The sequence below is a fragment of the Halomonas elongata genome, from assembly GCF_029081005.1.
In the GTDB taxonomy this organism is placed as follows: Bacteria; Pseudomonadota; Gammaproteobacteria; order Pseudomonadales; family Halomonadaceae; genus Halomonas; species Halomonas elongata_B.
This window is the reverse complement of sequence record NZ_JAJQTQ010000119.1, coordinates 1-389: the sequence shown is the minus strand read 5'-3', so window position 1 is coordinate 389 and position 389 is coordinate 1. Positions and strand designations below refer to the sequence as shown.

Here is a 389-nt window from a genome sequence, read left to right as displayed (position 1 = left end):
CCGGGTGCAAGATCGAACCGCGACTGCGTCCGCAGCCGACGCCCCATCACCCGCGCCCACTGCCCGCGCGGAAAGAGATCCAGCGCCGGCAGCCCCATCTGAAACGGCAGCGGCTCCGTCGGCGCGGCCGGTTGCACTGGCGGTACCGGCGCCAGCTGGCGCGGGCTGAGCCGCTCGCTGACAAAGGTCCCCGCCTGCCCACGCCGTTCGAGCCATCCCTGGGCGACCAGCTCTCCCCAGGCGTTTTCGATGGTCGCCCGGGAAACGCCCTGCTCCTGAGCATACACCCGGCTGGCGGGCAAACGGCTGCCCGGGGTCAGTTCGCCACGTTCAATCGCCGATTTCAACTGGCGGGCGATACGCTGATAAAGCGGGAGGTTAATTGCTTC

1 protein-coding gene is annotated in these 389 nt (G+C 68.6%); it reads right to left on the bottom strand.

What is annotated here, in order from left to right:
* A partial coding sequence (locus tag LU493_RS19705; RefSeq protein WP_275289494.1) for a GntR family transcriptional regulator occupies positions 1 to 389 on the bottom strand: 389 nt, incomplete at both ends.